This is a genomic window from Acinetobacter sp. P8-3-8 (assembly GCF_000214135.1).
In the GTDB taxonomy this organism is placed as follows: Bacteria; Pseudomonadota; Gammaproteobacteria; order Pseudomonadales; family Moraxellaceae; genus Acinetobacter.
In genome coordinates this window covers 15,898-41,349 of the sequence record NZ_AFIE01000019.1, presented here as the reverse complement: position 1 = coordinate 41,349, position 25,452 = coordinate 15,898, and the positions used below count along the sequence as shown (strand labels likewise).

The window sequence follows — 25,452 nt, the reverse complement described above, 5'->3', positions numbered from 1 at the left end:
TAAATAGAATGATGATTGAATTAATTATCACTCATAAAAGCCAAATCATTTAAACCTGCATCACTTGCACGAGACATCACTTGTGCAACTGTATCATAACGAGATTCTTTATCCGCTCTCAGCTGTACAGCTGGTTTTACTGGCTTTTGACCCGCTTCATCAAAGCGTTTTGACAGCTCATCAAGCGTAATAATTTGATCATTCCAAGCCACTTCACCTTGTTGATTAATACTAATCGTAATCGCTTCAGGTGGCGGTGCAAGCACTTCAGCCGTGGTCTTCGGTAAGGTTAATGGTATCGATGGGTTAGCAACGGTTGCTGTCACCAAAAAGATGATCATCAATACCAACATAATGTCGATCAGCGGAATGAGGTTCATCTCATTCATGCCAGAATCGTTGTCTTCTCCCAATTGAAAGCCCATTAAGCTTGACCTCCAACTAAACCATTTTGCGTAGATGCCGATTCAATTTTTTGAGTTGAAGAATCTTGTTGTAGCATCGTGTCAATCAACAAACCATGTGCATGGTCTTGTAGGTCATTTGACAATGTACGGTTAAAACGCACACAGATGTTATAAGCCAATACCGCAGGAATCGCTACCGCAAGACCTAAACCCGTCATGATCAGTGCTTCACCCACTGGGGTAGCCACTTGTGCTAAACCAGCTTGACCACTCTTACCTACAGCAACCAATGCATGGAAAATCCCCCACACTGTACCGAATAACCCGACAAACGGCGCAAGTGAAGCAATTGTTCCTAAAACAGAAACACCTTTTTCAGCATTGGCTTTTTCTACAGAAATTTGACGTAATAAAGCTTGTTCTGCAACTGCTTTACGCTGTTCAAAACCTAATGGCGCAAGCTTAGCTTTTAACGCACTCATTGCCTGAGTCAATTGAGCCTGAGCAATTTGCTTGAGTTGGCGAGTACCTAAAATACGCAAAATGAACACAGTCCACGTTGCGATAGACATTGCCAATAACACGAAATACAGTGTTTTACTGACTGCATCAGCATGTTGCCAATAAACTGAAAAGTTCATATAGAACTCCTATTATCTTGTAATCGGTGTTAAATCAAATGGTTGCTCTGCACTAATTGGGTAAGCGATACCATTTTCTTTATAAGGTTTAAATTTTGCATTACGAACTGAAGTTGAAACTTTACTGGTCAATTCAGGACTACAGCTTGAATTCTTTACACTGGCACTGGTTACACTACCCTTTTCATTGGCTTTAATTGAAATAACAACACGACAGCTACTTGTTAATTCACTTGATTTAAAACTCAATTTTGGAGATCGGCTCCATTGCACGCCACTTCCACCAATAGAAACACTTTTTGGAGAAGATTGTACTGGCTCAGCTACAGGTTCAGGTTTTGGATCTTGTACAGGTTCAGGCTTTGGTTTTGCTGTGATCTTTGTTGTCACTGTCGTTGAAACCACAGGTGCAGGTTCAGCTTTTACAGTTTTCTCTACAACTTTTTTAGTTTCAGCTTTTTTAACTTCAACCACTTTTTCCACTTTCTTAGGTGGAGGTAATTCTTTTTCAACAATCTTAACTTGTTTAGGTTTTGGTGGTTCTTTCGGCTTAGGAAGCTCTTTAGGCGGTGGTGGTTCTTTAATCTTAACAAATTTAACTTTTAACGGTTCTTTTTTGATTTGAGGTAATTCTGGTGCTTTCATTTGACTAACAGCCCAGAGAACACCGACATGACCAACGATTACAGCTAAAATAGCCGCAATAACTTTTTTCTTCATCGGTGGAGGCGTATGAAGTGGTGCTGTGGAAGAGTGACTCATAAGAATCTAAATACCTAAAACTGACTCAAACTACAAAACAAAGTATTTTCTAGATCAAGCGCATCGAATAGAACAACTAAAGTGCGTCAATGATAAATGAGAAGTGTTTTCATTTGCAACTACTTTTTCGTTGCTAATGATCGATTTTCCTAATCAAAAAAACAAAAAGGATGCTTTTAGCATCCTTTTCTTCCAATATTTTATACAATAATTTTCACGTATTATTCACATATTATTGAAATACAACAGTCTTATTTCCATCGACAATAATACGGTCTTCAAGATGCCATTTTACCGCTCTTGCCAAAACATTTCGCTCTACGTCTTGACCTAGTTCACGTAATTGTTCAACTGTAAAATCATGATTTACACGTTCTACATCTTGCTCAATAATCGGGCCTTGGTCTAAATCGGCAGTCACATAATGCGCTGTTGCACCAATCAACTTCACACCCTTTTCATACGCTTGCTTATACGGATTTGCGCCGACAAATGCAGGTAAGAATGAATGATGAATATTGATGATCTTCATTTCCCATTTTTGAACAAATTCTTCATCCAAAATTTGCATATAACGTGCAAGAACCAATAAATCATTGCCTTGCATCAATTCATCAATCTGCGCATATGCTTCACGTTTGTTCTCTTTATTCACAGGAACAACATAGAATGGAATACCGAAGTTCTCAACTGACTCACGTAAATCTTCGTGATTAGAAACCACCTGAGTAATTTCACACGGCAATCCACCACGAGAATGACGCCATAACAACTCAAGCAAAGCATGGTCAACTTTAGAAACTAAAATACCGACTTTTTTAGTATCGCTTACAAGCGCCAAACGCCACTGCATTGCATAACGCTCGGCAACATTCGTTGCAAAAGTTTGAAGCAAACTATCACGACGTGTTTGTAAATGATCCAATTCGAACTCAACACGCATAAAGTAACGTCCACCCTGAGCTTCTGTCGCATATTGATCAAGCGCAGTAATATTTGCGCCTTGATGATACAAAAAGCTCGATACAGCTTGCACGATACCGGGCTTGTCTTCACAAGTAATCAGTAAACGTGCTGTGTTGGCAGTAGTCATGTTCATGTTGATGGATATCACTTATAAGTTAACTTTAAAAACAGCCGAATATTCTAACGCTTTTTTAGCAGCTTTCAATCATCGTTGTAGATCAATCTTGCTGAATAGACGATAAACTGGCAAATAATTCAGAAGAACCAAAACTTTCTAATAAGCGTTCATAGGTTTCACGGCTTTCACCACGCAAATATGGGCCTTCTAAAAACACCATTTGTCGCAAAGCTTGCCAAATCCACTTTTCATCCAAATGATTTGAATCGCTCAAATGCCCAGACATATATAAGAAATTAGTCCAGTTGGTCAGTACGATCCAAATATTGATAATCAAAGCTTCGATTTCTGAAGGCGTCATTTGCATTAAGCCTGCTTCAACAAAGGCATGGTAAATTTTTTGCCCTTGTTGCATTACCTTGCCTGCAAAGCGTGGATAAATTTTCCTAAAATCTTCGTTATTTTCCACCAAATGATAAACATCACGATGTAAAAAGCGGAATTCCCATAATTGACTGCTTAAAACTTGGAAATAACGAATCTTATCGTTTGCATTGACTGCACGGTCATCGGGTAATGAGAGCATGTCTAAAGTTTCTTTTTGGTACTGCTCCATCAACTCTTTGATGATCTCTTGCTTGTTGCGAAAATGGTAATACAAATTCCCAGGACTAATCCCAAGCTCAGCAGCTATATGGTTTGTCGTGACAGAACGCTCACCACGTTCATTAAAAAGTTGCAGACTAATCTGCAAAATTCGGTCTTTCGTTTTTAAAGTTTTGGAGCTCGACATCCTATTACCATTTTTAACCGTTAGCGCAAGCTAAACATAAAGTGACTTGACTATTTAGAGTATTTACTCTAAAAAATATATTATATTAACCTATTCGTAAATGGTGCTTGTCATGAACAGTCATACAAAAACAAATTCAATGACTCCCTTTTCCCCTGAAATTCAACATATGCATGATGTTCTGCAACAACAGAAAGCTGCATATCAACGTTATCCTATGCCGACTGCAAAGGAACGTATTGAACGTCTAGCACGCTTGAAGAAAGTTCTCGTTAAATATCAAGATCAAATGGCAGAAGCAATTAATCAAGATTACGGTAACCGCTCATTCAGCGAGTCGAAAATCGGTGAGTTACTTACATGTTTAGAGCAAATTAAATATTATAGCAAGCATTTAACCGCTTGGATGAAACCATCTAAGCGTCACGTTTCTATGTTACACCAACCTGCTAAAGCATGGGTACAATATCAACCTTTGGGTGTGATTGGGATAATTGCACCATGGAATTACCCATTATTGCTTTCAGTAGGTCCTTTAATTTGCGCATTAGCTGCGGGTAACCACGCCATGATCAAAATTTCAAGCGCATCTGCAAATTTTGGTATTGTTCTAGAAAATGCGTTATCTGAAGCTTTCCCTCAAGAACTTGTAACAGTCATTAATGGCGGTGGGCAAGTTTCCGACGAATTTAGCCATTTGGCGTTTGATAAAATCATTTTCACTGGTTCAAGCAATGTCGGTAAAACCGTAATGGCTGCTGCATCTGAAAACCTTGTTCCTGTGATTTTAGAATTGGGTGGCAAATCACCTGTTATAGTGCATCCATCTAGTGATATGAAACTCGTTGCTGAACGTATTTCTTTTGGTAAATTATGGAATGCAGGTCAAACCTGTGTTGCACCTGACTATATTTTCTTACCTAAAGGTAAAACTGCAGAATTTATTGCAAGCTTTAAAGAAGCGGCAACAGCCATGTACCCAAGCTTACGTGATAATCAAGATTACACATCGATTATTAATGACAAACAATACAACCGTATTCAAGGCTATTTAGAAGATGCACGCCAACAAGGTGCACAACTGACTGAGCTTAATCCTAAAAATGAAGATTTAGCACCTGTTCGTAAAATTGCACCTACATTCGTTACAGGCGTGCTACCGACCATGGATCTCATGAAGAATGAAATCTTCGGCCCAGTTCTTCCGATCATGGAATATGATCAAATAGACGATGTTATTGACTTTATTAATAGCAGACCACGTCCACTTGCATTATACTACTTCGACTTTGACGATGCTCGCGCAGAGTATGTTGCTCAACGTACACATTCTGGGCACTTTGGTCAAAATGCAGTAGTTACCCATGTTGCACAAGACGACCTACCATTTGGAGGCGTTGGTGCATCAGGAATGGGGAAATATCACGGTCCGGAAGGTTTCTTTAGTTTATCGCATGAGCGTTCAATGATGTCTATTCCTAAGCTATTCAGCTTGAAATTCATCTTGCCACCGTACGATAAACCTTTAAATAAAATTTTAGAGAAAGCCTTTCTCCGCTAACTGATCAAGGCATGAGCTATCGATATAGTTCATGCTACGTTTTTGTCGATTCCGCTTGTCTTTTAAGCGGAATTTTGATATAAAACGCCCCTTGAATGAATTCAATCCGTTTTATTTTGACTGGCCATACAGATTTGCTGTTGGCTAAATCAATGGAGTTACACCATGTCTAAGGTTTGCCAAGTTACCGGCAAGCGTCCAGTCGTTGGTAACAACGTCTCACACGCCAACAACAAAACTAAACGCCGGTTCGAGCCGAACCTGCATCACCACCGTTTCTGGTTAGAAAGCGAAAAGCGTTTTGTACGTCTTCGCTTAACCACTAAAGGTATGCGTATTATCGACAAATTGGGCATTGAAAAGGTTGTTGCTGACCTACGTGCTCAAGGTCAAAAGATCTAAGGAGTCTGAACCATGCGTGATAAAATTCGCCTAGTTTCTACTGCTGGTACAGGTTATTTCTATACCACGACTAAGAACAAACGTACTATGCCGGAAAAAATGGAAATCAAAAAATTTGATCCAAAAATCCGTCAGCACGTAATTTTCAAAGAAGCTAAAATTAAATAATTTTAGTTTTCTTAAAAAATACGACCCATTTGGGTCGTTTTTTTTGCCTTTTTTTTATTCAAGTTGTTAAAATTCTCAGAGTTTTCTTTTGGCACTGTTTGTGCTTTTAGTTGTTTTTATTAATTCCTCCAATTTTTAAGGAGTGTTTAGTGCCTCATGATGTAGATTTGATCATTTTACTTGCAGTTGGTTTTGGTATAGCACTTGTTTTTGGCTATATCGCTGCACGGCTACGTCTTCCACCTTTAATTGGGTACTTAATCGCAGGAATTATCATCAGTCCCAACACCCCAGGGGTTGTTGCAGATATAACACTGGCAAATCAGCTTGCTGAGTTGGGAGTCATGTTCCTGATGTTCGGCGTAGGAATGCATTTTTCATTAAATGATCTGATGCAAGTCCGACGAATTGCTTTACCCGGTGCAATTCTACAAATTGCAGTCGCAACACTCTTGGGTATGGCTGTATCTCTATTTTGGGGATGGAGTTTCGGATCAGCCCTCGTATTCGGTCTGAGTTTATCGTGTGCCAGTACCGTTGTCTTACTTAAAGCACTCGGAGATAAAGGTTTACTCAACTCTGTGAATGGCAAAATTGCAGTGGGTTGGCTTTTAGTCGAAGACTTGGTCATGGTCTTAGTTCTCGTACTATTACCTGCAACGGCTGTATTGCTAGGTGGACATACAATTGTTGGACACGAATCTGATCAAAACATTTGGTTAACACTGGGCATCACACTCTTAAAAGTGACAGGCTTTATTGCCTTCATGCTGATTATTGGCAAACGTTTAGTGCCTATGATCATGCAATACGTCGCTCGTTTAGGTTCTAGAGAGCTTTTCACTTTAACCGTCGTTGCAGCAGCAGTATCGATTGCCTATGGCTCATACGCGATCTTTGGCGTTTCTATGGCATTGGGTGCATTCTTTGCTGGGATGGTGGTGAAAGAATCCGACTTCAGTCATCGTGCTGAAGAAGAAACTTTACCTTTGAGAGAAGTGTTTTCAATTCTGTTCTTTATTTCAGTGGGAATGTTATTTGACCCAAGAATCATTGTTGAACAACCTTTACATATTCTTGCTGTCATCGCCATTATCATGATTGGTAAAACTATTGCTGCGATGGCTTTGGTTCTATTCTTTCGTTATCCGATTAATACTGCACTTACCGTTGGTGCGAGTTTGGCGCAAATTGGTGAATTCTCATTTATTTTAGCGACACTAGGGCTGTCACTCGGCTTATTGACCCCAGAAGCACAGAACTTAATTTTAGCAGGCGCATTATTCTCGATTACGCTCAATTCATTTCTATTCTCAGCCATTGAACCTGTTCAAAATTGGATTCGTGAGCGTTCGCATTTGGCTCGCTTACTTGAACGTAGTGGTGACCCATTGGCCATGCTTCCAGATGAAGTCGACCAAGATTACTTACGTGATCAAGTAGTGATTGTTGGGTATGGGGAAGTTGGACGGCGTATCACCAAAGCCTTGATGCAGAATGATATTAAAGTCGTTATTGCTGAAGAAAATCGTGAAATCGTTGAAAAACTGCGTGAAAAAGATGTTGCTGCTGTTTCTGGTCGTGCAACTGAACCAAGTGTATTGATTCAAGCGCACATTCAACATGCACGTTTGCTGATCATTTCACCAATGGATATTTTAGATATTCATAAAATTGTGGATACAGCAAAATTACTCAACCCACAAATTCAGGTCTTGGTGTGTGCTGAAAATAAAGAAGAAGCTGAGATCATTCGTGCGGATGCAATCGGTGATGTCTATTATGCAAAAGAAGAAATGGCGAAAAATATGACCAATCATATTTTAAATCAAATCCAACTTGCACATCAGCATGAACCAACGCATTGATTTAAGCTAAGAAACAAAAAACGCACTCTTAAGTGCGTTTTGTTTTATTTATTTTATCAAACTTTAAATTAGCTCAGATACTGCGGTTGTTCATCTACAACTTCCGCATGCCACTCATTGGATTGCTTTTCAAGCAAGCCAAATAAAGCAGCTTGAATCATCTGTTGAGCAATCATTGGTGTCTGATCACCAAGCAACGCTTTCACTTCTTCATTAAACTGAATAGTGACTAAAGGCTCATTTTCAGAACCTGCATTGCGTAGAGCCAACTCCCCGCCTTCGAGTTGAACCAACTCTAAAATTGCTTCTTGATTCCCAAATAACTCTTTTAACTGTTCAATAGACATAAACCCTCCATGCTCAACATGGGGCAAAATGCCGAATGCATTTTGCATCTTGTAGATATTTTATATAGTCATTTAAAACAAAATTTCAAGTAAAACCAATCAAAAAGATCAGAATTCAACCATTTCGTTACGAAAACCATCTATAAGTTGGGTTAAATCACGATGCCATTCTCTTAAAATTTTAGTATCAGGCAACCACGCTTGTGGTGTTTGAGTGACTTTGATAATTAGATTTGAAGAGGTTTCATCTTCAGGCTCGGGTGCACTTGGTTCTGGGGCATACTGACAAAGACGATACGCTCTTTTAAGTTCTGCAATAAATCCGTCTTGAGCTAATTTTTGCATCACCAATACTTCGGGTGAAACTTGCCCTTTTGCCGCCATGTTTTCTTCAATTGATTTCAGTGTTGGAGCAAAATCATTTAAACGGTAATAACGTACCAATTCTTGCAAAAATGCCAAAATCCCACCATGTAAGTGGAATACAGCAGCTTCACGGTGTGCCTGAGCTTGTTGAACATTTTCAGATTGCTCTGCTTGCACACATGCAAGGCGTGCAAAATAAAGTTTTTGATTGGTACGGTCTGCATGAAAGCGAGCTACACGTGACATGAAAGTTCCCTAAGGTTTTGGCATCTATTACAAGCTTAGCTTAATCTTTATTTCACTAAAATCACAATAAATTTTACTCAAGATCGACATCAATAGAATATATTTTTCGTTTTGCAGTGACTTCAACAAATTTTTCTATTGGACGAACATTGCTGATCACCCATGCCCAATAGCCTTCTTCCCAATATGAAGCTGCTGCTAACGCTAATTCATTTTCTGTCCAGAGATGAACAGATTCAATATCAACAATGGCGACAGCTCGTCCAATTTCCTCATCTTGATCTTGGATTAAATAATTTTTATTTTCTACGATGAGTAAATCTTTAAGCGGTAAAGACTCAGGTCGCCATGAGCGAATTTCTAATATCTTTTTACCTTCAGAAATCCATTGTCCAGCAGGAGCAACAATGGACAAAGCTTGGTATGTTCTTTTCATTTTTCATCCAATAAAAAGGAGCAATTTCTGCTCCTTTTACATCAACACATTCACACAGCAGTTAAGCTTCTGGCTTCTCATCCGCAGCTTTAACTCGAATACCATGTCCATGCAAACGTAAAGTATTCAAAGCTTTAATCGCTTTTACTGCTTCACGACCATGTGGCATTTCAACAAAAGCAAAACCTTTCGATTTTCCCGTTGCAGCATCTAATACCAAAGTACATGAATCCACAGTACCGTATTGCTTAAACAATTCAAGTAATTCTGCTTCTGTCACTGTACGTTCTAAACTACGAACTAAAATTTTCATCTCACAACCTTAAACATAAAATAGGCAAAAAACATCAAAAAGCACTCGCCTACTCTACTTTTTGAATGAAAAACATAATAATGCTAGTTTAATCTAGATCTATACCAAAATCTAAATTAATCGCCTGACGTTCGATGAGCGCACTTTTTACAGTTTGCTGACGTTGTTTATAATGCGTTTCAGTCGTGCATAAGTTTCGTGTTAAATCATTCAGAAAATAACTTTCAATATGACGACCTTGATCATCTGTCTGACTATGCGCCCAAAAACTTAAATTTTGTTTGGTCAGAATTAATTCATTCTGTGCACGTGTTAACGCCACATAAAGCACACGGCGCTCTTCCTCAACTTCATCAAAATCACCTTGCGCACGTGCATGAGGATATTGCCCTGCTGACACATTCGCCACATAACACACTTTTTGCTCTGTACCTTTGGCAGAATGAATGGTGATTAAAGTGACGACATCATCTTGCGATTGACGTTCAATTTCACTAATCGATACTGGATCAAGCACGTATTCCTCTAAAAATTCACTCAATTGTGAATGTTTAGATGCCAGTTGCTTAACTAGGTCAAAATCCCCGACCCGTTTATGCCAATCTTTCTTGGCATAATTTTCTTCAAGTTGATTGAGAATGGCTTCCACACCCAATTTTACACACGCTTCAACTTCGGTTTTTAATACACTCATTTGCTTCATGATCAGCAAAGTATTTTCGGGAATACGACCAAACTTTTCGAGTTTTTCTGTGATTTTTTCTATATCAGGTTCATGTAATAATTGCAGTGCAAGTTTACTCGCACCGACATCACCCACACCATTCCATAACGTTAAAAAACGCATCCACGCAATATCATCCAATGGATTGGCAATAACACGCAATAAACTCAGTAAATCTTTGACATGCGCTGTTTCTAACAGTTTCATTCCACCAATAAAACGATAAGGTACATTGCCTTGAATAAACGCTGCCTCAATATGACGTGCAGCAAATGCTGAACGAACCAATACCATATGTTCATTCCATGCAGAACCTTCGAGTAAATGACGCTCTTTTATATCAATCGCAATCCACTTCGCTTCATCAAATTCATTTGGAAACACATGCATACGAGGCTTAATACCGTCTCCACGATAAGCTTCTAATTTTTTATCGTAATGAATCGGGCTTTGGTCAAGCAACCAATTGGATAAATCTAAAATTTCTTGAGTTGAACGATAATTTTTTTCTAATTTGAAAATCTGCGCATCAGGCACACGCTCTTTAAAGTGATGAATATTTTCGAAATCTGCACCACGAAAACCGTAAATCGATTGTGCATCATCTCCCACACAGAAGAGCGAAGTTTGATCTTTTAATGGTTCAAGGATCGCCCATTGTAATGGGTTGGTATCTTGCATTTCATCAACAAGCATGTGCTGACACAGTGAAGCAACATAATCCACTAAGCCTGTTGATTGCGCCAAAGCGGAAGCGACCACTGCTAAAATATCATCATAATCTAGGAATGAACGGGCACGTTTTCGAGCTTCGTACTCTTTCATGATTTCAGCAATCTGATCTTTATATTCCAAAAATTCAGGATGTTGCTTTTCTAAAGCAAGTCTGAGTTTTTGACGCGTATTTCGAGCAAAAGAATATAAATCACATAGCTCTTTAGGTTTCGGTAATGCATTTGGATTCTTTTTATCATCTTTACCACGAAGAAGACGAAACATCATCAATTGATCATCACGATCAATAATTGAAAATTGCTCCAAACCAAATGCTTTAGGCGCACGGCGTAGTAAATACATACAAAAGGTATGGAATGTTGAAGCGCGTAAGCCTTTGGCTTGATCACCTAAAGCCAATTCTACACGTGCCACAATTTCACTTGCAGAACGACGAGTAAAAGTTAAGATTTGAATTTTGTTGGCAGGCACACCTTGATCGATCAAGTATGCAGCTCTAGCCACGATGGTTTTGGTTTTACCACAACCTGCCCCTGCAAGTACCAAGCTATGTTTTGATTCTGTTGTTGCAGCTTGTTTTTGTTGCGGGTTTAATTCATTGATCAGGTTGGCTAAACTCATTTTCACTCATCATTTTGTGGATGGCGCTAGTTTAACAGAGCTTGCCGACGATATCAGAATTTCATCGTTTCTTCGTATATGGTTTCACAATCAATCTGGCATGCTTAATTAAAGCTCTTTTACGATAGCATTGTTATTTCAAAGTTATTTCAAAATAAGAAATTCTATATTCCAAACAATAAAATCTTGTACTAAACGATAAAAATAAGTACATTAATTGAACACTTAAATATTTAAAATCAATTTATTACTTCAATAAAATGATGGCAATTAAATAGAAAATTAAAGCAAACAATAGAAGGTTCTGATCAATGTCGTATCGTTTCACACATACTGCTTTTTTACTACTCGCGAGTTCAATTGTGCTGACTCAAAACGTTCAAGCAACTGAAGATGCTGTACCCATGACCAGTACTGAATGCTTACAAGACATCGACTTTACTGCTCAATTTTTATTGGAAAATGATGCAGGTATTCGTGCACAAAAATGGACTGCCTACCCTGAAAATATTCAACACATTCTGAATACTCAAAAAGAAAAAGCAGCCCAAGTTCAAACGGTAAAACAATGCCAAGATATTGCTAAACCTTTTCTCCAAGCCATTCGTAAAGGACATCTTTGGTTAAGTAATCAATCAATTTCAGAATCTATTCATGAAAGCTCCACACCACAACAAGATGATTTAGTCACAACAAAAAAACTATCAGACTCGACCACTTATATTTTCATTCCTTCTTTTGGGCTCTCAATAAAAGATCAACTTGAAAAAATTATAAAAAACAATCAAGACAATCTACTCAATGCACAATATATAGTTTTAGATTTACGCAAAAATACTGGCGGATTCGATACGTCTGCAGAACCACTTTATTCAATTTTGGGAGAAGCAGAATATTGGAGTGAAGTCCCTCAGATTTATACATCAACGGTAACGATACAAGCTTGGAAAGAATTAGAAGCAGGAATTCCTGACCCCGATTCAAAGAAAATGCTCAATCAAATGATTAAGAAGATGGAGTCCAATAAAAATGGCTGGATTGGTTTAATGGATAATAAAGAAGTAAGCCAAAAAATATCAGGCAAAGATGTTTTATCAACACCACAAAAAGTTGTTGTATTAATTGATGAGGACTGTGGTAGTTCATGTGAAGAATTGGTCAAAACCATTCGACAAAATCCTCGAGTGGTAACGATGGGCAGAAATACTTTTGGTGCATTAGATGCGTCTAATGTCAGAGATGTGCCTATGCCATCTAAGAAGCTCTCTATAAACTACGCCACCACTTATGTACATCGTCGTTTGGGACAAGAAATTGATAATATTGGTATTCCGCCCAATATCAAATTACCGATGCCTAAAGATCTGCAAGCTTATGATGATGAAGTGAAGTTTGCACAAAAATATTTAGAGAAAAATTTGTAATTTTTATTTTTCAAAAGATTTGAGCATTTTTCAATTATTTGATTTTTGAAAATGCTCAAATTGATGAATAACGACTTAATCATTACTTATAAATACGAATCGTTTTTGAATCAACAACTTGGTATTTTAACCCCAGTTTTTGAGTCGTCATTTCAAGATAAGCGAGAAAATTTTGATCTCTTAAATTGATAGCAAAACTTTGTTTAGTATCAATATTCTTATCAATGATCACTTTGATTCCTTTTTCACCTTCAATTAAATATGCCATGGTTTGAATGGTATTATCTGCAAAACGAAAAGAAGTTTTATTGCCTTGATTTAAATAGTTTTGCACATCTTGTGTCACATCTGCCCATACCAAACTAAAGCTCTGAATACCAAGCAATAAGGCTCCTAAAATTATTCTTTTCATATATTCCTCTCAGTTCATTATTTTAAAAGTCGCGCCACATTCTCACAGGTTCTTTCCAAATTTTTCTCACCATTTTTTAAAGCGGTCTGCAAATCACATGCACCATCAACAATACCAAAAATAGCGGTAAATCCTTCGGTATAGAGTTCTTCAATTCCCTGACCAATATAACCTGCACAGGCAATCACAGGTTTATTCAAACGTTTTGCCACTTGAGCGACACCAAAAGGCGTTTTACCAAATTTGGTTTGAAAATCAATACCACCTTCACCAGTAAATACATAATCTGCTTGAGCAATCTTTTCAGCGAGTTGCGTTTCTTCAATCATTATTTCAACACCTGAACGGATTTTCGCAGTTGCAAAAACCATCAGACCAAACCCTAAACCACCTGCGGCTCCCGCTCCTGCAATATTTTTGACATCGATATTGAGTTGTCGTTTTACAAGATCGGCAAAATAATTCAGATTGCGATCTAAAATTTCCACCATTTCAGGATGAGCACCTTTCTGTGGTGCAAACACATGCGATGCACCATTTTCACCACATAAAGGATTATTCACATCACTGGCTATAATGATTTCAGTTTGAGCCAAACGGGGATCTAATTTAGAAAGATCAATCGTGCAAATTTGATCAAGATGACCACCACCTTGTTCAACCATTTGACCATTTCGATCTAAAAATTTCACCCCCAATGCCTGTGCCATGCCTGCACCTGCATCATTGGTGACACTACCACCTAAACCAATAATAATTTTTAAGGCACCGTGATCCAATGCAGCCTTGATCATTTCTCCCGTACCAAATGTACTGGTCAATAAAGGGTTACGTTGTGATTTTTCAATGAGATGAATACCATTTGCCATCGCCATTTCAATGACAGCGGTTTTATCAGTATCAATAAATCCAAAATAGGAATCTATTTTTTGATGAATGAATGGGCCTGAAACTTGAATCTGAATTTTCCTGCCTTGCCTTGCGGTAATTAAGGCATCGACTGTACCCTCACCACCATCTGCCATTGGAACATGGATAAATTGAGCATTCGGAATCGCTTTTTGAATACCTCGCTGCATTGCACTACATGCTTGCTCTGCGGTCATGCTTTCTTTAAAAGAATCAGGTGCTAAAATAAAGGTTTTCATCGTCCAGCATTTTTATCAAACTTATTTTATTAATAACATGATTTCTTAGTCACGACGTTGTTCTTTTTTACTCAAATATCGTTTTTCTTCACTTCGTAGATATAAATAGCATGCGATTATCATCAGCAGTGCAAAGAACCCAAGAATCATACCTATCCCAAAATCAATACGAATACCATCCTGCTTTAATTCTTCAGCCATGAAAAATACGATGCTCGCCATAGCAGAGAGAATGAAAGAAATTTTATAGCTTTTATTCATGATTATTTTTATGCGTAAACTAAACAAAGTGAGATTCATTTTACAGATAAAATCATTCTGAACAATAATTCTCACTTCAAAATAGGTTGTATATGGAACGTGTAAATTTAGGTAAAACTGCTCCTGAACTTTATAAAGCGGTATTAGAACTCGAAAATCTATCTATGCAAAAGGTTAAGCAAGCTGGGCTCGATATTGGCTTCTCTCACTTACTCAAACTCAGAGCTTCACAAATTAACCAATGTGCCTTCTGTGTACGCATGCATACGCAAGACGCAATTAAAGCAGGCGAATCAATGGAACGTATTGCCTTGATCAGTGCTTGGCATGAAAGTGGCTATTTTTCAGAAAAAGAACGTGCTTCATTGATTTTAATTGAAGAAATTACTTTAATTGCCAATCAACATTTCCCAGACTCAGCTTATCAAGACGCTGCAAAAGTATTATCCGAAGCTGAAATTACTGCAATTGAATGGGTTGCGATTGTGATTAACGCATGGAATCGTATTGCCATTTCAAGCCAATATGCTGTTCATCCATAAGCAACGATTAAGTACATCATCTGAAAAATACAAGAAATCCAACCTTAAAAATAAGCTCGTTAAATTAACAAAGGAGTCTGAATTAGACTCCTTTCGTTTTACTACTTTTCTATACTCATCATTGTGTATTAGGAATGGCTTGCAGGTGGAATTTGTTTGATTGCTGCTGCAAAAGTGAGATAATTCACCCCCTGGAATAGGATATCGATACCTAAGAACATACCTAATACCCAAAATGGTGAGTCAGGTGATGCAAGTATGATTGCACCTGTTGCTAAAGTGAGTAGACCTGAAAATAATGTCCACCCCCAGCCTGACATTGGCTTTAAAATAAATGCATTAAAGATTCGAATAAAGCCGCCGATCAATAAAGCAATCGCCAATAAATTTGTTAATACCACAGCAGTAGTAATCGGTGATTTAAACGCATAATAGCCTGCGATAAAATACAACACAGCAAACAATGCCCAAAGCCAGCGAAAACCACCATCAAAAATTTTAAATGCCGCAATCAGGTGCAATACACCACCCACCATCATCAATACACCAAAGAGAACCACAACGGTCAATGTCGCCATTCCCAACGAGGCAAGTAAAACCAATCCAAAGATCACCAATAATGCCCCGAGTAGCAGATACCATTTGCGATTTTCATGTAACTGGTGACGAACCAAATCATTTCCAACTGTACGCATCTTCTTCTCTTGGTTGTTATTCATTAATTTATTGTTGATCTAATTCACTTTTTTGTCTGTATAGAATCTGCATCTAAACCAAAATAAAGCATTGCTTTACTCTGGTGATCAGATACGCATAAAACAATGTTTATTTCGCCCATCCCATTTCTTGCGCAGTCACACGGCTAATCATAGTGTCGTGCAAATTGTTCGGTATTTTGCTCTTAGTTTGAGAAAGTGGAATATACCCTCCCATAATTTCAGCACGTTTTTGTGGATATAAAGGTTTTTGCTCAGGATTGGCATAACCGAGTGGATAAATTGGCTGTCCTGTTGCACGATCATATTTATCTTTTGCACCAAAAGTATGTAGCAACTCATGTACCAAAACCACTTGATTGGTTTCAATTTGCTTATGAGATGCAAATAAGTTCACCATGCCAATACGACCACGTTCTAGCGCAGTAGAATGTTTTAAGGTTTTGTGAATTTGAGGATCATAATAATTCAGATACAAAGTTACTGATGGCGATCCATCCATACCTTCATGTTGATTCCACGCATAAAATCTGAATTTTAAACTCCACAGAATATTATCCAAAGCACTTGGTTGCTCAGGAACTTTCGGGGGAAGTGCTTTGAGTTCTCTGCCGAGTCGAAAGTGGAATGCAACAGGTTGTCCTCGAAACTCTTTAGACTGGGTTTGTAAATAGTTTTGGATTTCATCTAAATCATGACTAGAAATTTGCTGAATATAGCGTGATGTACTTGCTTGACCATCTGCATTAATCGGATGAAGCAACACCAGAATTGGCTTAGACCAATCTTGATTCATCTCTCGCCAAGCATTCACACCGACAATCAATAAAATTGCCAATAAAATAATAACTCTAATCGTTTTCCACATTTCAACCTCAATCATAATGAGATAATGTTGCGCCAATAATAAAAATTAATATTTATTAAATTTTCAATAGAGCTTCTGGTTGTTTTAATACAAAATTTTCCCAAACATAATCATAAAGCTTTTTCTGATTTAAATATGCAGCCAATGCTTTTGCCTCAGATAAGTTACACCATTTATAATCAGTATGTTCATCATTTAGAACCACAGTTTGATTTTTCTCACAAAATCCTACAAATGCAGGAATCATTTCAATCACATTCTGACTCGCTTCATAAAATTGTTCTAAATAATCTGCACTAAATAATTGTTGAACTTGAATACTTGTTTCTTCACGAATTTCACGCAGAATAGCCTGACTTGCGGTTTCATCTGCTTCGACTTTGCCAGCAACATGACACCAAAAACCACCTTTTACACGCTTCATCAATAAGATTTTTAATTCACCATCTATTTCAGATAATAAAACTGCGGATACCGCAATCGAACGAATTGGAATCATTTTCAAACTAAACTTATTTTTATGAAATGACCTTTATCATATAAAAAATGCCCACCAATGTGAGCATTTTTTAGCAATTATTTTAAAGCTTAGGCTTCAACCCATTTACCGTCTTGATAAACCAATGACCATTTGGTCTGTTTACCTTCAGGCGTTTCCGAACCAATATATTGTGCTTGGTTTTTACGACTGAATTTCACCAATGTAGGATTGCCTTCTGGATCTTCATCAGGTGCATTCAAAATAAACTGATACTTCGGATCAAGTTGATCTGCAACTGAACGTAATTCAGCAACTTTTGGTGCACGAGTTTCACGAACTTTCGGGAACTTACTTGCTGCCAAGAACAGACCTGCTGCACCATCACGCAGTACAAAGAAGTCATCATGCTTGGTTGAACGTAAGTGTTCCATTTTGATCGGGTCTACACGTGGCGGCGCAGGCTGACCATTTTTCAAGACTTTACGAGTATTGTCACAGCTCATACATGCGAAATATGGACCAAAACGACCTGTTTTCAACTGCATTTCGCCATCACATTTGTCACATGGAATGGTTGGGCCATCATAACCCTTGATTTTGAACTCACCTTCTTCAAGCTCATAACCATCACAGTCAGGGTTATTACCACAAATATGTAGCTTACGACCGCCATCGATCACATAACTATCCATTGCAGTACCACACACTGGACAACGTTTTTTCGACATTAGATCAGCGGTTTCAGCACCATCATCATCTGAAAGTACAGCCAATGATTCAACTGGTGTCAGGTTCAACGTACCTTTACAGCGTTCTTTAGGTGGTAAGTTATAACCAGAACATCCAAGGAACACACCTGTTGTTCCAGTACGAATCTGCATTGGACGCTCACATTCTTTACAATGTACAGCGGACACTTCGACAGGTAAATTACGGCGCATGCCATCTTCACCCTGAGCAGTCGTTAGACGTTTTTTGAAGTCACCATAGAAACTGTCTAAAAGTTCTTTCCAATTGCGCTGACCATCTGCAACTTTATCCAATTGTCCTTCTAAATCTGCGGTAAACGCATAATTCATCAGATTATTGAAGTTTTCATCTAGACGGTCTGTGACGATTTCACCCATCTTTTCAGCAAAAAGACGACGATTATCCAGCTTCACATAACCACGATCTTGAATAGTAGAAATAATTGCAGCATAAGTCGATGGGCGACCAATACCACGTTTTTCCAATTCTTTGACCAAAGATGCTTCAGTAAAACGTGCAGGCGGTTTGGTAAAGTGTTGTGATGGATCAAGTTTTTCAAGTTTCAGTACTTCACCAACTTTTACAGCAGGTAAAAGCACATCATCATCAGATTTGTTCTGACCACGAACTTTAGTAAAACCATCAAATACAAGCGTACGACCTTTGGCTTTCAGCTCTACACCATTCGCATCGACCAAAATCGTTGATGATAGATATTCCGCAGGTGTCATTTGACATGCAACAAACTGACGCCAAATTAAATCATAAAGACGTTGAGCATCACGTTCGACACCCACCAAACTGTCGCCTTTTAATGCCACATTGGATGGACGAATCGCTTCATGGGCTTCTTGAGCATTGGCTTTATTACCATAATGATTTGGCTTGGCAGGTAAGTATTTTGCACCAAACTCAGTTTCGATATGGGTGCGTACCATATTGACAGCATCATTACTTAAAAATGTTGAGTCAGTACGCATATAGGTAATAAAACCCGCTTCATACAAACGTTGTGCAAGCATCATGGTTTTCTTAACGGAATAACCTAAACGCGTACTTGCCGCTTGTTGAAGTGTTGATGTGATATAAGGTGCACTTGGATTAACCTTGGTTGGTTTGTCCTCACGTGTTGCAACTTTATATTCAGCATCATTCAAAATATTTAATAAAGCATCTGTTTGCGCTTTATTCTGTAATTTTAAAGTCTTACCATTTTGTTTAACGGCTTCTAAGCGAATATCATCTTTCTTAGACTTGGTATCTGCAAAAACCTGCCAATATTCTTCAGGAATAAAAGCACGGATTTCACGTTCACGCTCTACCACCAGTTTCACTGCAACGGATTGCACACGACCAGCAGATAGACCACGTGCAATTTTTTCCCACAATAATGGCGAGATCATAAAGCCAACAACACGATCTAAGAAACGACGTGCTTGTTGTGCATTGACTTTATCAATATCTAAACGAGCTGGATGTTTAAATGCATCTTGAATGGCGTTTTTGGTGATTTCGTTAAACACGACACGTTGATAACGTGAATCATCTCCACCAATGACTTCTTTTAAATGCCAAGCAATGGCTTCCCCTTCACGGTCCAAGTCCGTTGCGAGATAGACCTCGTCAACTTGCGAAGCAAGCTTTTTCAGTTCAGCAACGACATGTTCTTTGCCTGGTAGCACTTCATAGTGTGCTTTCCAGTTATGTTCAGGGTCTACGCCCATACGATTGACCAAAGCTGTTTGTGCTTTTTCAGCCTTCTGTTCTTCGGTCAATTTAGTACGGGTAACAGGCTTTTTTTCTGCCGATTTACTTGAACCACCTGTAGGTAAATCACGAACATGACCTACCGATGACTTCACAATATAATCTGAGCCTAAATATTTATTGATGGTTTTCGCTTTTGCAGGCGACTCCACAATCACTAAGGCACGTTTTTTCCCAGCATTAGGAGAGTCTGCTGTAGTGCTTTTGGATGTTGTGGACCGAGGAGCTTTCGCCATAATGAACCAATTATCCTTTGTTTATGAAATTAAAATTCAGCCAAATTAAGTAAAAGTGCTTTCATATCATCAAGTTGTGTCGCTCTTAGGTCTACTTCTTCATCCCAATACATGCCGACACAGTTTGCTTGCATATCAATAGCATAAATACCTTTTAATGCAATGGGAAAATCATTAAATTTCTCATCACCTTGGATGATCTTTAACTTTGAATCTTCAACCCTTGCACGCATCAAAGGCAAGCGAGCTTCTGGAATAAGTACACTGTAATATGCCACCATACTCGCTCTCTTTTCTGTTGCCATCGGAACTTTTGTCCACTCTGGCGCAGCCACTAAACGAGGGTGTAAACCCATTTTACGAGCTTTCTCTCGCATTAAACCTAATGCTTTTTCTCTAGGGCTTACGCGTAAGCCAAAAATTGAGCCCAATACGAAAATAATAATAATGAGCGCAACCCAAAGACCCGTGTGTTCCATTCGTTCACCTTTTATTGCCTATATTAGAGTTGCATAAGCTGAATATAAAACGCAAGTTTGTCAGATAAATTAATTTGCACATACAATTCAGCGCTATGAAACAAAACTTATAATAACCAACTGAAATAATTGATTATTCATAAGTAAAAATAATGCTAATTTAACTCAATTTTCAATTCAATATTTTTAAGAATAAAGACTAAACGATTTAAAAAATGCAGTTTAATCGATTCCCCAAACAAAAATATAGCGTTAATTTCACTAAATAATGATGACAAATTCAGTTTTATTACTGCATAGTTCTGATCAAAAATACAAAATAAAATCAGTTCAAATACATTTCATGACTATATACAACTTCATGACCATTCCAGTAAATATAGCCTTTTTCAATCAGCTCTTTGAGCAATAAACGAATATCAGACTTCGGAAATAACTGTTCCAATACGTCTCTTAATTCATAAATATCTTTGGGTTTATTATTTTTCAGTTCATTCAATTTACGAATGACTTCCATCTGCATTGGGTCAATTTTTTCAAAATTTTTAAACAGTGCATTTTGCGCATGTTCAACAGTATGCTGTTGAGCGACGTCATTTAGATCCTGTTGAGCATTTTGCTTTAAACTTTCTAAGATTTGATCAATCTTTTCGACCTTCATTTTAGGTCGAGCTTTGACATCTATATCCGTTTCACTTGATGATTCTGCTTGTTCAAGCTGTAAAGTGATCCATTGTTTTAATACTTTTTTTCGAAATGAAACTTGCTGATCAAAACGTTTTACAATTTTTAAGTTAATTAACATTCCAACCAAATGTTGTGCTTTTTCTGGCATGACATGTAAAACATTGCCAATAGAATTTCTTAACTTTTCAACAGTATTTGGCTTACCTGACATATTACCTAAAGCATCGCAATACTTTTTCACCAATTGTAAATAGGGTTTTTCTTGAATTGTGGCAGGACTTGGAATATTCAATGTATGGTGTTGTGCGTCTGTGTCAGACTGGGTTTGAATCAAACTACAACTTAAATCTGAACCACATAAAAGATCGATGAGCATTTCACTATCAGGCATTGCAGAAATCACTTCGATATGTGTTTCCGATGCCAAAAGTGCCATCAACTGCCCAACGACAACAGCATATTCAAATTCTTTTTGTGTGGCTTTTGCCGTTTCTAAAATTACGATTTGTCCACTACTCACCCAACTGGAAAATTCTGTTAAATCTTCTAGTGAATATTGAAAATGACCATCGCAATTAAACAGATATAAAGTTGGATAATGCTCAACAATATCTCTCAGCATTTTTGCTGATGGCATATTATTTTCAAGATCAAGTAAAACGACTTTATTCTGCATGGTTAAAGAATTTGCTATTTATCGAAAGTGAAGCATTACAACGAGCTTTCAGTAAAAGGTCAAATAGAAATATAAAATAAACCGACAAATTACATCCTATTTCCACAGATTCAACCCATATTTAGCCTGTATTCAGCCCTTCAAATGCACATAAAAATTCAGAATGTATTAATAATGTGGCGGACGATTGGTCATTGGGTCAAATGCTGCAATACCTTCTGACAAATCTGAAGATTCCACACGTTGATATAATAATTGCATTTGTTTTTTTAAATCAGCAAGTTCTAGGCTTTGTTGAACCACTTGATCATTTAATTGTTCGACTAAATCATCTAAAAATGCAATTCGGACTTGCAAATCTTCTATGGGTGCGGAAAATGACGCCTGATCATCAAGATTTTTATGTTTAGTCATTTTAAGTCCTCATTTGGGATGTTTAGGAAACAGTATGGCCTATATTACGTTAAGGGATGTCCAACTCGCGTTTGGTGGACCTGCCCTGCTCGACGGCGCAAACTTCAATTTAGAACGTGGCGAGCGAGTCTGTTTGATTGGTCGTAACGGTGAAGGTAAGTCTACTTTACTCAAGCTTATTGAGGGAAGTTTATTGCCCGATCGTGGTGAAATTGCGTTACAAAACGGAATCACCATTTCCATGCTTGCTCAGGATGTCCCAATGGACTCGGGTAAAGTTGCAGACATCGTTGCTGAAGGTGCGGGTGAAGCAGCTCAGGTGCTTAAAGAATACCACGAAGCAAGTGATGCATGTGTGTTGGGCGATATGGACGCTTGTGACCGTATGGGAAATCTACAACATAAGTTAGATCTCCTCGATGGTTGGGCTTTAGAAACCAAAGTCAATTCAATTTTAAGCAAAATGGGTTTAGACCCTGAAGCTGATCTTGCAGATTTATCGGGTGGTCGTAAACGTCGTGTACTTTTAGCACGTGCATTACTGACTCAACCTGATGTGTTATTACTGGATGAGCCAACCAACCATTTGGACGTTGAAAGTATTGAGTGGTTAGAAAAATTCTTGCTCGATCAAAATAATTTAACATTACTTTTTATTTCGCATGACCGTTCATTTGTAGACAGTATTGCGACCCGAATTGTTGAACTTGATCGTGGTACTTTGCGCAGCTATGAAGGTAACTATTCACGTTATCTTGAATTAAAAGCAATGCAAATGGAAGCCGAAGAAAAGCAAAATGCTTTATTTGATAAACGCTTAGCTGAGGAAGAGGTTTGGATTCGTCAGGGTATTAAAGCACGTCGTACACGTAATGAAGGTCGTGTTCGCGCACTCAAAGACTTACGTGAAGAATCGAAAGCCCGTCGTTCACAGCAAGGCAAAGTGAGCATGGCAACACAAGATGCGAATCGCTCTGGTAAATTGGTCTTTGATATTGAACACTTAAGTGTCGCTTTTGGCGATAATGCACCTATTATCAATGATTTCTCAGCTTTAGTTTTACGTGGCGATCGTATTGGTTTAGTGGGTGATAACGGTGTTGGTAAGACAACATTAGTCAAAGCAATTTTAGGCGAGCTTGAGCATGGTGGCTCTGTGAAAACAGGTACACAGCTTGAAGTGGCTTATTTTGACCAATTACGTAATGCTTTAGACCTTGAAAAATCAGTCATGGCAAACGTTTCGGAAGGTTCTGACTTTGTGGATGTGAATGGTGGCCGCCGTCATATTTACAGCTATTTACAAGACTTTTTGTTCTCTCCTGAACGTGCTCGTACACCTGTAAAAGCACTTTCTGGTGGTGAGCGTAATCGTATTCTTTTAGCAAAATTATTGCTTAAACCATCCAATTTAATTGTGATGGACGAACCAACCAACGACTTGGATATGGTGACTTTAGAATTACTTGAAGAAATGTTGAGTGGTTATAAGGGAACATTATTATTGATTTCACATGACCGTGCCTTTATGGACAACGTTGTGACATCTACTTGGGTCTTTGATGGCAAAGGTAATATTGATGAATACATTGGTGGTTATCAAGATTATTTAGAACAACGCCCTGATCAGAAAGTTGTTGATCAAAAGAGTGATGTAAAAAAAGCCATTGCTAAAGCAGAAGCCGCGGCTGCACCTGTAGAAGTTGCAAGCAAAAAAGTTAAATTAAGCTATAAAGATCAACGTGCTTTAGAGCAACTTCCTGCGGAAATGGAAGCACTTGAAAAAGAGCAAGCTCAAATTAATGAATTACTTGCGGACGGTTCTTTATTCGTTTCAGATGCAGACAAAGCAATGAAGCTATCTGCGCGCTTAACTGAGATTGATGATTCGCTCATGGAAAAACTTGAGCGCTGGGAAGAGTTAGAAAACCTCAGCAAAGGTTAATTGATACTTCTTTAAAAACTCCGCCATCGTGCGGAGTTTTTTTACAACGATGAATAGTGAAAATAAGGAATCTTTCTAGCGAATACATTCTCACACTTAAATATTTTCAGAAATAATTAAGTTTAAACTCAGTAACAAAACCGAGCTGTATTATTCAAACAAACCTTAAACGAATTTTAAAATTTCTCAAGATTTACCATACAATTCAAATCTTACAAAAATTCATTTCATTCCAAATATTTAACTCTACATTTGCTCCATGATCTTTCCACACAAATCATTGAATATAAGACGATCGAATCTAGTTCAGATCTCGAACTTTTTAAAAGAGAAGCACCATGAAAAAAGTAACATCACTTCTTATCGCAGCATTCACTACAGCAGTTTTTGCGGGTTCAGCAATGGCAGCAACACCTGCACAACACACAGATAAAGTCGCATCACAGAAAATGGCAACACATAAAAGCCAAAAACAACATCAAGTAAAACATGCTAAAAAGCATAATATGACCAAAACAGCATCGAAAAAAACAGAGGATCAAGCGCCAGCAGCGAAATAATAAACCGAATGCATCACATCTCTCAAATTAGAAGCTACATCTGCGATGTGGCTTTTAATTCTATATGATTCAAAAATTTAGTCTTTTCAGATTTTAGAGTGTAAGCATCTTATTCAAACCTGAAATCAAAGCGCATAGGAACATAGCGAAGGCCTCGATTGATAATGACGTCGCTTATTGCTTTAAACCCAAACTTTTCATATACCACTTGAGCATTGCAACTAGAATTCACTGTACATTCTAAACTTTGATTTTCTAAACTCGGATGTTCTGAACCATGCTTTTGAATAAGTTGGTTTAAAACAAATTCCCACATTGCTCGACCTATACCCTTTCCTTGAAAAGATTGATTCACAAAGAAATGAATCAAATGTGCAGGCTGCTTATATGCAATAACACCTATTATTTTGTGATTATTCTCATAAACAAAATAGTCAACCTCACTATTTTCAATAAAGCGTTGAATCATATGAGTTGTAAATAGCTGCCGACCATTTTGATCAACTGCAAATTCATCAATAAACGGGGCGATTAAAGCTGTAATTTGATCTATATCACTTGATGTTGCTGTTCTAATCTTCATTTTTATTCACACTTTAAACTGTTATATTT

General features: G+C 37.9%; 29 protein-coding genes. 8 read left to right on the top strand and 21 right to left on the bottom strand.

All coding sequences use genetic code 11. From position 1 onward, the window contains the following. Window positions 1–20: 20 nt before the first annotated feature. The 5 genes from GGG_RS0109815 to GGG_RS0109795 form a co-directional block, all read right to left on the bottom strand. Window positions 21–425 carry a biopolymer transporter ExbD gene (locus GGG_RS0109815; RefSeq protein WP_010114488.1) on the bottom strand — a complete coding sequence of 135 codons (405 nt, stop codon included), beginning with the start codon at window positions 423–425 and terminating at the stop codon, window positions 21–23. Beyond that, window positions 425–1,048 carry a MotA/TolQ/ExbB proton channel family protein gene (locus GGG_RS0109810; protein ID WP_010114487.1) on the bottom strand — a complete coding sequence of 208 codons (624 nt, stop codon included), beginning with the start codon at window positions 1,046–1,048 and terminating at the stop codon, window positions 425–427. The genes GGG_RS0109815 and GGG_RS0109810 overlap by 1 nt, the downstream gene beginning before the upstream one ends. A 12-nt stretch (window positions 1,049–1,060) precedes the next feature. Then, window positions 1,061–1,810 (bottom strand): energy transducer TonB, encoded by a 750-nt coding sequence (locus GGG_RS0109805; RefSeq protein ID WP_010114486.1) that lies wholly within the window; start codon window positions 1,808–1,810, stop codon window positions 1,061–1,063. Between the two features lie 232 nt (window positions 1,811–2,042). Beyond that, window positions 2,043–2,909 (bottom strand): formyltetrahydrofolate deformylase, encoded by an 867-nt coding sequence (gene purU, locus GGG_RS0109800; RefSeq protein WP_010114485.1) that lies wholly within the window; start codon window positions 2,907–2,909, stop codon window positions 2,043–2,045. An 85-nt stretch (window positions 2,910–2,994) separates the two neighbouring features. Next, window positions 2,995–3,687, bottom strand: a complete 693-nt coding sequence (locus GGG_RS0109795; RefSeq protein ID WP_010114484.1) for a TetR/AcrR family transcriptional regulator — start codon at window positions 3,685–3,687, stop codon at window positions 2,995–2,997. A 112-nt stretch (window positions 3,688–3,799) separates the two neighbouring features. On the opposite strand from GGG_RS0109795, the gene GGG_RS0109790 reads away from it, so the two are divergent. The 4 genes from GGG_RS0109790 to GGG_RS0109775 all read left to right on the top strand — a co-directional run bounded on the left by GGG_RS0109790 (window position 3,800) and on the right by GGG_RS0109775 (window position 7,686). After that, window positions 3,800–5,248 (top strand): coniferyl aldehyde dehydrogenase, encoded by a 1,449-nt coding sequence (locus GGG_RS0109790; protein WP_010114482.1) that lies wholly within the window; start codon window positions 3,800–3,802, stop codon window positions 5,246–5,248. A 165-nt stretch (window positions 5,249–5,413) separates the two neighbouring features. Further along, on the top strand, window positions 5,414–5,650 hold the full coding sequence (gene rpmB / locus GGG_RS0109785; protein WP_000048256.1) for a 50S ribosomal protein L28: 237 nt from the start codon (window positions 5,414–5,416) through the stop codon (window positions 5,648–5,650). 12 nt (window positions 5,651–5,662) lie between these two features. Next, complete coding sequence (rpmG, locus tag GGG_RS0109780; RefSeq protein ID WP_003654787.1) at window positions 5,663–5,818, top strand: 50S ribosomal protein L33; 156 nt, start codon at window positions 5,663–5,665, stop codon at window positions 5,816–5,818. Between the two features lie 149 nt (window positions 5,819–5,967). After that, a complete protein-coding gene (locus GGG_RS0109775; protein WP_010114410.1) occupies window positions 5,968–7,686 on the top strand; it encodes a cation:proton antiporter in 1,719 nt (572 codons plus the stop codon). A gap of 68 nt (window positions 7,687–7,754) precedes the next feature. On the opposite strand, the gene GGG_RS0109770 is transcribed toward GGG_RS0109775, so the two are convergent. The 5 genes from GGG_RS0109770 to GGG_RS0109750 form a co-directional block, all read right to left on the bottom strand. Further along, window positions 7,755–8,033, bottom strand: coding sequence for a hypothetical protein (locus GGG_RS0109770; RefSeq protein ID WP_010114409.1), 279 nt, complete (start codon window positions 8,031–8,033; stop codon window positions 7,755–7,757). 108 nt (window positions 8,034–8,141) lie between these two features. After that, window positions 8,142–8,645 (bottom strand): DUF6586 family protein, encoded by a 504-nt coding sequence (locus GGG_RS0109765; protein WP_010114408.1) that lies wholly within the window; start codon window positions 8,643–8,645, stop codon window positions 8,142–8,144. Window positions 8,646–8,718: 73 nt separating this feature from the next. After that, the gene (locus GGG_RS0109760; protein ID WP_010114407.1) at window positions 8,719–9,081 is read right to left on the bottom strand and encodes an ASCH domain-containing protein; all 363 of its coding nucleotides are present in this window, start codon (window positions 9,079–9,081) and stop codon (window positions 8,719–8,721) included. 61 nt (window positions 9,082–9,142) lie between these two features. Further along, window positions 9,143–9,394, bottom strand: a complete 252-nt coding sequence (locus tag GGG_RS0109755; RefSeq protein ID WP_010114406.1) for an RNA-binding protein — start codon at window positions 9,392–9,394, stop codon at window positions 9,143–9,145. A gap of 88 nt (window positions 9,395–9,482) precedes the next feature. After that, window positions 9,483–11,474, bottom strand: coding sequence for an ATP-dependent helicase (locus GGG_RS0109750; RefSeq protein WP_010114404.1), 1,992 nt, complete (start codon window positions 11,472–11,474; stop codon window positions 9,483–9,485). Window positions 11,475–11,785: 311 nt separating this feature from the next. Here GGG_RS0109750 and GGG_RS0109745 point away from each other — a divergent pair, with 311 nt between their 5' ends. Continuing rightward, complete coding sequence (locus GGG_RS0109745; protein ID WP_010114402.1) at window positions 11,786–12,898, top strand: S41 family peptidase; 1,113 nt, start codon at window positions 11,786–11,788, stop codon at window positions 12,896–12,898. An 82-nt stretch (window positions 12,899–12,980) separates the two neighbouring features. Here the strand turns inward: GGG_RS0109745 and GGG_RS0109740 are convergent, their stop codons facing one another. The 3 genes from GGG_RS0109740 to GGG_RS21015 are packed head-to-tail and all read right to left on the bottom strand — an operon-like array spanning window position 12,981 to window position 14,719. After that, window positions 12,981–13,310, bottom strand: coding sequence for a hypothetical protein (locus GGG_RS0109740; protein WP_010114400.1), 330 nt, complete (start codon window positions 13,308–13,310; stop codon window positions 12,981–12,983). A 17-nt stretch (window positions 13,311–13,327) separates the two neighbouring features. Continuing rightward, on the bottom strand, window positions 13,328–14,458 hold the full coding sequence (locus GGG_RS0109735) for a glycerate kinase (RefSeq protein WP_010114398.1): 1,131 nt from the start codon (window positions 14,456–14,458) through the stop codon (window positions 13,328–13,330). Between the two features lie 45 nt (window positions 14,459–14,503). Further along, a complete protein-coding gene (locus GGG_RS21015; RefSeq protein ID WP_010114396.1) occupies window positions 14,504–14,719 on the bottom strand; it encodes a hypothetical protein in 216 nt (71 codons plus the stop codon). 92 nt (window positions 14,720–14,811) lie between these two features. Here GGG_RS21015 and GGG_RS0109725 point away from each other — a divergent pair, with 92 nt between their 5' ends. Then, a complete protein-coding gene (locus GGG_RS0109725; protein ID WP_010114394.1) occupies window positions 14,812–15,261 on the top strand; it encodes a carboxymuconolactone decarboxylase family protein in 450 nt (149 codons plus the stop codon). 128 nt (window positions 15,262–15,389) lie between these two features. Here GGG_RS0109725 and GGG_RS0109720 read toward each other — a convergent pair whose 3' ends face one another. The 7 genes from GGG_RS0109720 to GGG_RS0109690 all read right to left on the bottom strand — a co-directional run bounded on the left by GGG_RS0109720 (window position 15,390) and on the right by GGG_RS0109690 (window position 22,335). Next, window positions 15,390–15,956, bottom strand: coding sequence for an HdeD family acid-resistance protein (locus GGG_RS0109720; RefSeq protein WP_010114393.1), 567 nt, complete (start codon window positions 15,954–15,956; stop codon window positions 15,390–15,392). 130 nt (window positions 15,957–16,086) lie between these two features. Then, a complete protein-coding gene (locus GGG_RS0109715; protein WP_029574528.1) occupies window positions 16,087–16,845 on the bottom strand; it encodes a hypothetical protein in 759 nt (252 codons plus the stop codon). A gap of 55 nt (window positions 16,846–16,900) precedes the next feature. Next, the gene (locus tag GGG_RS0109710; protein WP_010114391.1) at window positions 16,901–17,344 is read right to left on the bottom strand and encodes an NUDIX pyrophosphatase; all 444 of its coding nucleotides are present in this window, start codon (window positions 17,342–17,344) and stop codon (window positions 16,901–16,903) included. An 89-nt stretch (window positions 17,345–17,433) separates the two neighbouring features. Beyond that, entirely contained in the window at window positions 17,434–20,079 is a 2,646-nt protein-coding gene (gene topA, locus GGG_RS0109705; protein WP_010114390.1) for a type I DNA topoisomerase, read from the bottom strand. 29 nt (window positions 20,080–20,108) lie between these two features. Further along, window positions 20,109–20,558, bottom strand: coding sequence for an ammonium transporter (locus tag GGG_RS0109700; RefSeq protein ID WP_010114389.1), 450 nt, complete (start codon window positions 20,556–20,558; stop codon window positions 20,109–20,111). A gap of 325 nt (window positions 20,559–20,883) precedes the next feature. Then, window positions 20,884–21,921, bottom strand: coding sequence for a hypothetical protein (locus GGG_RS0109695; protein WP_010114388.1), 1,038 nt, complete (start codon window positions 21,919–21,921; stop codon window positions 20,884–20,886). 168 nt (window positions 21,922–22,089) lie between these two features. Beyond that, a complete protein-coding gene (locus tag GGG_RS0109690; protein WP_010114386.1) occupies window positions 22,090–22,335 on the bottom strand; it encodes a SlyX family protein in 246 nt (81 codons plus the stop codon). Between the two features lie 34 nt (window positions 22,336–22,369). On the opposite strand from GGG_RS0109690, the gene GGG_RS0109685 reads away from it, so the two are divergent. Together GGG_RS0109685 and GGG_RS0109680 are read left to right on the top strand one after the other, a co-directional pair. Further along, window positions 22,370–24,280: an ATP-binding cassette domain-containing protein gene (locus tag GGG_RS0109685; protein ID WP_010114384.1), complete on the top strand. Its 1,911-nt coding sequence runs from the start codon at window positions 22,370–22,372 to the stop codon at window positions 24,278–24,280. 338 nt (window positions 24,281–24,618) lie between these two features. Beyond that, window positions 24,619–24,840, top strand: coding sequence for a hypothetical protein (locus tag GGG_RS0109680; RefSeq protein ID WP_010114382.1), 222 nt, complete (start codon window positions 24,619–24,621; stop codon window positions 24,838–24,840). A gap of 109 nt (window positions 24,841–24,949) precedes the next feature. Here GGG_RS0109680 and GGG_RS0109675 read toward each other — a convergent pair whose 3' ends face one another. Continuing rightward, complete coding sequence (locus GGG_RS0109675; protein WP_010114380.1) at window positions 24,950–25,423, bottom strand: GNAT family N-acetyltransferase; 474 nt, start codon at window positions 25,421–25,423, stop codon at window positions 24,950–24,952. Window positions 25,424–25,452: the final 29 nt, after the last annotated feature.

What these genes read in the sequence shown, in the direction of transcription:
- GGG_RS0109735 (WP_010114398.1), bottom strand. Translation starts at nt 14,458, where the DNA reads ATGAAAACCTTTATTTTAGCACCTGATTCTTTTAAAGAAAGCATGACC.
- rpmB (WP_000048256.1), top strand. Translation starts at nt 5,414, where the DNA reads ATGTCTAAGGTTTGCCAAGTTACCGGCAAGCGTCCAGTCGTTGGTAAC.
- GGG_RS0109755 (WP_010114406.1), bottom strand. Translation starts at nt 9,394, where the DNA reads ATGAAAATTTTAGTTCGTAGTTTAGAACGTACAGTGACAGAAGCAGAA.
- GGG_RS0109810 (WP_010114487.1), bottom strand. Translation starts at nt 1,048, where the DNA reads ATGAACTTTTCAGTTTATTGGCAACATGCTGATGCAGTCAGTAAAACA.
- GGG_RS0109690 (WP_010114386.1), bottom strand. Translation starts at nt 22,335, where the DNA reads ATGACTAAACATAAAAATCTTGATGATCAGGCGTCATTTTCCGCACCC.
- GGG_RS0109765 (WP_010114408.1), bottom strand. Translation starts at nt 8,645, where the DNA reads ATGTCACGTGTAGCTCGCTTTCATGCAGACCGTACCAATCAAAAACTT.
- GGG_RS0109795 (WP_010114484.1), bottom strand. Translation starts at nt 3,687, where the DNA reads ATGTCGAGCTCCAAAACTTTAAAAACGAAAGACCGAATTTTGCAGATT.
- GGG_RS0109720 (WP_010114393.1), bottom strand. Translation starts at nt 15,956, where the DNA reads ATGCGTACAGTTGGAAATGATTTGGTTCGTCACCAGTTACATGAAAAT.
- GGG_RS0109680 (WP_010114382.1), top strand. Translation starts at nt 24,619, where the DNA reads ATGAAAAAAGTAACATCACTTCTTATCGCAGCATTCACTACAGCAGTT.
- GGG_RS0109770 (WP_010114409.1), bottom strand. Translation starts at nt 8,033, where the DNA reads ATGTCTATTGAACAGTTAAAAGAGTTATTTGGGAATCAAGAAGCAATT.
- GGG_RS0109805 (WP_010114486.1), bottom strand. Translation starts at nt 1,810, where the DNA reads ATGAGTCACTCTTCCACAGCACCACTTCATACGCCTCCACCGATGAAG.
- GGG_RS0109760 (WP_010114407.1), bottom strand. Translation starts at nt 9,081, where the DNA reads ATGAAAAGAACATACCAAGCTTTGTCCATTGTTGCTCCTGCTGGACAA.
- topA (WP_010114390.1), bottom strand. Translation starts at nt 20,079, where the DNA reads ATGGCGAAAGCTCCTCGGTCCACAACATCCAAAAGCACTACAGCAGAC.
- GGG_RS0109695 (WP_010114388.1), bottom strand. Translation starts at nt 21,921, where the DNA reads ATGCAGAATAAAGTCGTTTTACTTGATCTTGAAAATAATATGCCATCA.
- purU (WP_010114485.1), bottom strand. Translation starts at nt 2,909, where the DNA reads ATGAACATGACTACTGCCAACACAGCACGTTTACTGATTACTTGTGAA.
- GGG_RS0109745 (WP_010114402.1), top strand. Translation starts at nt 11,786, where the DNA reads ATGTCGTATCGTTTCACACATACTGCTTTTTTACTACTCGCGAGTTCA.
- GGG_RS0109725 (WP_010114394.1), top strand. Translation starts at nt 14,812, where the DNA reads ATGGAACGTGTAAATTTAGGTAAAACTGCTCCTGAACTTTATAAAGCG.
- GGG_RS0109815 (WP_010114488.1), bottom strand. Translation starts at nt 425, where the DNA reads ATGGGCTTTCAATTGGGAGAAGACAACGATTCTGGCATGAATGAGATG.
- GGG_RS0109750 (WP_010114404.1), bottom strand. Translation starts at nt 11,474, where the DNA reads ATGAGTTTAGCCAACCTGATCAATGAATTAAACCCGCAACAAAAACAA.
- GGG_RS0109790 (WP_010114482.1), top strand. Translation starts at nt 3,800, where the DNA reads ATGAACAGTCATACAAAAACAAATTCAATGACTCCCTTTTCCCCTGAA.
- rpmG (WP_003654787.1), top strand. Translation starts at nt 5,663, where the DNA reads ATGCGTGATAAAATTCGCCTAGTTTCTACTGCTGGTACAGGTTATTTC.
- GGG_RS0109740 (WP_010114400.1), bottom strand. Translation starts at nt 13,310, where the DNA reads ATGAAAAGAATAATTTTAGGAGCCTTATTGCTTGGTATTCAGAGCTTT.
- GGG_RS0109685 (WP_010114384.1), top strand. Translation starts at nt 22,370, where the DNA reads ATGGCCTATATTACGTTAAGGGATGTCCAACTCGCGTTTGGTGGACCT.
- GGG_RS0109700 (WP_010114389.1), bottom strand. Translation starts at nt 20,558, where the DNA reads ATGGAACACACGGGTCTTTGGGTTGCGCTCATTATTATTATTTTCGTA.
- GGG_RS0109715 (WP_029574528.1), bottom strand. Translation starts at nt 16,845, where the DNA reads ATGTGGAAAACGATTAGAGTTATTATTTTATTGGCAATTTTATTGATT.
- GGG_RS0109675 (WP_010114380.1), bottom strand. Translation starts at nt 25,423, where the DNA reads ATGAAGATTAGAACAGCAACATCAAGTGATATAGATCAAATTACAGCT.
- GGG_RS21015 (WP_010114396.1), bottom strand. Translation starts at nt 14,719, where the DNA reads ATGAATAAAAGCTATAAAATTTCTTTCATTCTCTCTGCTATGGCGAGC.
- GGG_RS0109710 (WP_010114391.1), bottom strand. Translation starts at nt 17,344, where the DNA reads ATGATTCCAATTCGTTCGATTGCGGTATCCGCAGTTTTATTATCTGAA.